This window comes from Synechococcus sp. H60.3 (assembly GCF_047462295.1).
GTDB lineage: Bacteria > Cyanobacteriota > Cyanobacteriia > Thermostichales > Thermostichaceae > Thermostichus.
The window spans coordinates 1-4,977 of record NZ_JANSIY010000144.1; the positions used below are offsets into that span (position 1 = coordinate 1).

A 4,977-nucleotide genomic window follows, 5' to 3' on the forward strand; every position below is an offset into this window, starting at 1 on the left:
TCTGTGGCAAAGTTCACCCCGCTAGCTGTGAGGGAGCCAGAACAGTTGTTCCCACTTGTACTTATCGCTGCGATTGAGTGCCTGATATTGGCTGTGGCGTTGTTGAAAATACCGCCACCAGAGGAAGCTGAGTTCGAGGCAACCGTCACAAAGCTCAGGTTAACGGTGCCGAGGTTATGGATCCCGCCCCCCTCTTGTCCAGCACTGTTGCCTGAGAGTGTGCTGTTGGTGAGGCTAACTGTGCTGCTGCTGGAGACGTAAAGGCCGCCGCCTGCCCAGGGAGTATTGTTGAACGAGATCTCAGTTGCGGTGATGGTGGCTGTACCGCCGCTGTCGTTGTAAAGGCCGCCCCCATTTTGACCAGCGTTATTGCTGGAGATCCCTGTGACATCGATGGTGAGGGTGCCTTTGTTGTAAAGACCACCCCCATCTTTACCAACGCCATTGGTGAAGATTCCGGCACTGGTGATGGTTGCTTGGCCGCCGCTGTCGTTGTAAAGGCCGCCCCCATTTTGACCGGCGCCGTTGTCCGATATCCCCGTGCTGCTAATAGTGAGGGTGCCTTTGTTGTAAAGACCACCCCCATCTTGGCTGACGCCATTGCTAGAGATCCCCGCGCTGGTAATGGTTGCTTGGCCACCGCTGTCATTGTAAAGGCCGCCCCCCTTTTGGCTGGCGCCATTGTCAGAGATCGTTATACTGCCGAGGGTAAGGACACCCAAGCTGTAAATGCCACCCCCATCTTGGCCAACATTATTTCTGGAGATTACGCTGTTGGTAATATTTGCTTGGCCGCCGCTATCGTTGTAAAGGCCGCCCCCATTTTTGCCCGCGCCATTTTTGGAGATCCCCGCGTTGCTAATGGTGAGGGTGCCTTTGTTGTAAATACCAGCACCATCTTGGCTGACGCCATTCTCTGAGATCCCCCCACTGGGAATATTTACTTGGCCGCCGCTATCGTTGTAAAGGCCGCCCCCATTTTTGCCCGCGCCATTTTTGGAGATCCCCGCGTTGCTAATGGTGAGGGTGCCTTTGTTGTAAATACCACCCCCCTCTTGGCCAGCGCCATTGGTGGAGATTCCAACGCTGGTGATGGTTACCTTGCCGCCGCTGTCGTTGTAAAGGCCGCCCCCATTTTTGCCCGCGCCATTGTCGGAGATCCCCGTGTTGCTGATGGTGAGGGTGCCCTTGTTATAAATACCGCCTCCATCTTGGACAACGATATTGCTGGATATCCCAGTAGTGACAATGGTTACCTTGCCGCCGCTGTCATTGTAAAGGCCACCCCCATCTTGGCCAGCGACATTGGAGGAAATTCCAGAATCTGTAACGGTTACCGTGCTCAAGCTGTAGACGCCGCCACCAAGAGAAGTTGCCTTGTTGTTGGAGATCTCAGCTTGTTTAATTTCAAACTGTCCGCCAGCATCGACGAAAACTCCACCACCCGCCGTATGTGGAAACCCTGACCCATCTGCACAACCTTGGTAGAGTCCCACGTCTTTCATCTGGAGATCGCCTGTACTCTGGACATGGAAGAGGCGGAATTCTCCTTTGGCTGCAGTGTTATCCGGCTTACATGTCACCGAAGTGTCGCGCTGAATGCCTGCACCATTTCCTTGAAGGGTGATGGTGCTCGTGATGTCCAAATCGTCGTTGTCGGCTCCACTGTCTGTTTGGTGCCCACCTCCATCGTCGTCCAGCGACAAGATACAATAATCTGTTTGCAGAACAATGGTGTCTGCCCCTGAGCCTGCGATGCATTCGCCAGCTGTACTAAATAATGCAGAATCGGTGTTGGCTGCAATGACCGCTTCCCGCAAAGAGCATTGGCCGTCATCAGATATGACATCGGCTGGGTTTGTAACATTAATTGTTGCGGCTTGGGCAGGCAATCCTAGACCTGCAACAGCTACACCGACCAAAAAGGGGACGACAATGCCAGAAGTGTAGGAGCGCACAGCGGTCTCTTCAGCGGGTTTCTGGGCAGCGAAGATATCTGTAAGGGTATCTAATAAGTCTTTCGCCCACATACCCACTCACCTGGGAACGACGGCTTCAAAGCGAATGGCCCCGGCAGTGCCAGATCCCCCCACATTGACCACCACCACTCTGTTGGAGTTGGTGATGCTGCTGCAGGCTGGCGGCACCGCTTGTCTCTGGAGAATGAGAAGCTCTCCCTCTAAGCCGGATGCCACTTCGCATCCATAGATCAAGATCTCTGCATCATCAGCCAGGCTAGATTTCCACTGCGAGAGCAAGCTTGCATATTCGGATAGGTTTTCTAGGCTGAGAAGGCTTTTGCCCAACTGTATTGAGCCCGCCTGCCCGTGAGATAGAACGTGCCAAGCTCTAACCCCTTTTCGACCTCGCAGCGCCTCGGCAATCTGCTGGATCCCGTCTTTGTTAGGATCCAAAGGAATAATCTCTGTTCCAGGTCGGATCCCTGCTAGCAAGATCGACAGATCGGGCAAAGCTTGGTCGATAAAGACCAGCCCATCTTGAGCAGAGTGTTGCAGAAGTATATTCCCTGATGTAGCGGAGTCGGCATTCTCCACTCTCAAAAGCAAAATGAGCAAAGCTGTGGAAACGGATCCCAAAGTACGGCTGAGAATCTGCAGTAGCCCGGCGGGTTGCTTAGAGTTGGGCGGAGACGGTCTTGAGGTCAACATCTAACACTCCTCGCTTTTTCAGGGAATGTCTTCAAAAAAGAAAGAAACAGGACTCAATTCCAAGCGAAGCAGCTACAAATTGTCCACTCTCACCGTAACTGGGTTACTGAATACTAAAGTTCCAGATGATAGACGGACTGAAGCTCTATTGGTGATGACGATGGGTAGGGTAGGAGCCTCAGGAGAAGGTGTTGCTGCCGGCGAAGGAGTTGCGGGAGCAAGAGGAGAAGCTGGTGGCCGAGTTGCCGGCGGTTCAATGGGCACTGGAGGCGGAGTCGGCACCGGGATCCGCAGCCGACAGGGTTGATCGGATTGATTGCCTTCCGGGGCATAGCAAACTCGAATGAGATCCTCTACAAAACGCAGTCCATTAAAACTCAGCCGATCCGCTTGCTGAATGATATCGCCAATAATTTCCTCTAGGTTACGGGCAGCTCTGGAAAGAGGAATGCTAACAAACAAAATGTTCTCCAAATCCCTAACCTCAGGGGGGGCTAAGTTCGAGAAGGGTACCCGCTCCTGTTCCCGTAGCAAAATGCGATAGAGAGCCTCGCTCCAAGGAGAGACATCGACGGCTGCACTGAAAACAAATCCCCGCAGCGGTGTAGGCTGGCTGGCCTGCCGTCCCTGCCCAACGAGGTTCGATTGCACCGAAACCAATTTCCCCGGCGGCTGCGTGATCGAGCCGGAAAAGGGAATCGTAAAGCGCAAGTTGCTATCCAGGGTGGCAGTGGCCAAGGGGGGAAACAAAATCTCTCCCCGTGAGCTCAAGCCGACTAGCTGAACTGAGTTGCCTGCCGAAAAGACTGGCCCGCCTGTACAAAGAGCAGCCGTGGATCCCGGGCCACAAAGCTGAGCAAAGGGATCAACGACCAGCCCCAGGATGGCAGCCGCGGAGCCGGCAGCGGGATCCCTTGTCGGCAACTCCACCCCAGCAGGATTGCCAGAGCCGCCACTACTGCAACTTTTCAGCAAAACAGTGAGGGAGCCTGTAACCACAGCAGCCAGGACAAGCGCAGCCGGTCGCCAAAATCTGCTGGATGTGCCCAGTCGTCGAAACATGTACCTATGCCTCGCTCTCAATTGCGGATGCTGTCGGTTTGCAGAAGGGCTCTAGCGGGATCCCACCGTGAGAACGGCGTCGCTAAAGGATGTCACAAAACGGCTTCCCTCTCTTTCGACCCGCAGTTCGCCGCTGAGAAGATAAGAGCCAGCAGGTAGGGGAACATTGCTTTGTACCCGCACCTGCAGGCGGTGCTCTCCAATAGCAGCAGGGAATAGATTGGCAAAGGGAGCTTCCAGAGCTTCGGCAAACCGCGCCAGCACAAACGTGCCTTCTGTGGCCGCCGCCAGTCGCTGGAGCTCCAGCAGGTTTAAGTCAACGCCCAGCCCAACTACATACACGGTCAGCTTCTGCCCCCGCTCTTGGGCCAGAGTTGTGAGCTCCCGAATGGTCTGGTCAATGGAGCGGGTGCTCTCGTTGTCGATGCCGTCGGTAAACACCACCAGGCGGCGGTTGAAGGTCTCATTGGGGCGAAAGTCACTTAAGAAACGCCCGGCTTCCACCGTGGCGTCATACAAGGCGGTGTTCCCACCGGGATTTGCCCGCAATACCCCTCGCCTAAGCAGTTGCTTATCGCTGGTGAAGTCTTGCAGCAGTTGGGCCGTGCGTAAAGGCTGGCCGAGAGCCGTAGCGCCAAAACCGACCCCTCGGTTATCAAAACGGAGCACTGCCCCCAGATCCAAGGGTGTGGTGCGAAATTGATCCAAAAGCCCAAAAACAGCTAAGAAGCGACGGGACTGGGGATCCAAAACCAACAGGCTGCCGGAGCCGTCCATGAGGATGGCCATGAGCAAAGGCTGACGGGCCAGCTCAGCTCGAGGGTTCTCGATGCGGGTGGGGCTTAGAGTTACTGTGGCTGACTGCGGGATCCCTTGCAGATCGGTTATGCGGTTAACTTGCAAGCTGACCTGGGCAGGAGAAAGCTGGGTGACCGGCTGAGGCGGATCCCCTGCTTGCAAGAGGGCAATGTTGAACTCCATCTCCCCCTGGGTGGTGCTGAAACTGCGCGTCAGAGCCCCGTTGAAGGTCAAGCGCGTTTGGGATCCCAAAGAAGCAGGGTCGATCCCTGTGCTACTGGAAGAGCCACAGCCGGTTATGGAGATCCCCAGCAGGATCAAGACAATTGCCCAGCCAGTTTCTCGGTTTTGGGGTCTGCTAAGCTGCATTGTTGAAACCTGAAGAATATAGCCGATAACACAGACAAGCTTGAGGACAGCAGCGTAAACCTACCATGAGAAAAACCCA

General features: G+C 54.9%; 5 protein-coding genes. All 5 read right to left on the minus strand.

Annotation, left to right across the window (positions count from 1 at the left end):
* A partial coding sequence (locus tag NW841_RS11740; RefSeq protein ID WP_414386517.1) for a beta strand repeat-containing protein occupies positions 1–2,030 on the minus strand: 2,030 nt, incomplete at its 3' end.
* Between the two features lie 6 nt (positions 2,031–2,036).
* Positions 2,037–2,669 (minus strand): DUF4347 domain-containing protein, encoded by a 633-nt coding sequence (locus NW841_RS11745; RefSeq protein ID WP_414386519.1) that lies wholly within the window; start codon positions 2,667–2,669, stop codon positions 2,037–2,039.
* Positions 2,670–2,741: 72 nt separating this feature from the next.
* Positions 2,742–3,419, minus strand: a complete 678-nt coding sequence (locus tag NW841_RS11750; protein WP_414370409.1) for a hypothetical protein — start codon at positions 3,417–3,419, stop codon at positions 2,742–2,744.
* Positions 3,420–3,445: 26 nt separating this feature from the next.
* On the minus strand, positions 3,446–3,625 hold the full coding sequence (locus NW841_RS11755) for a hypothetical protein (RefSeq protein WP_414386521.1): 180 nt from the start codon (positions 3,623–3,625) through the stop codon (positions 3,446–3,448).
* A gap of 157 nt (positions 3,626–3,782) precedes the next feature.
* Complete coding sequence (locus tag NW841_RS11760) at positions 3,783–4,898, minus strand: vWA domain-containing protein (RefSeq protein WP_414386523.1); 1,116 nt, start codon at positions 4,896–4,898, stop codon at positions 3,783–3,785.
* Between the last annotated feature and the right edge of the window lie 79 nt (positions 4,899–4,977).

Coding starts and splice junctions, on each gene's coding strand:
- NW841_RS11745 (WP_414386519.1), bottom strand. CDS start 2,669: ATGTTGACCTCAAGACCGTCTCCGCCCAACTCTAAGCAACCCGCCGGG.
- NW841_RS11760 (WP_414386523.1), bottom strand. CDS start 4,898: ATGCAGCTTAGCAGACCCCAAAACCGAGAAACTGGCTGGGCAATTGTC.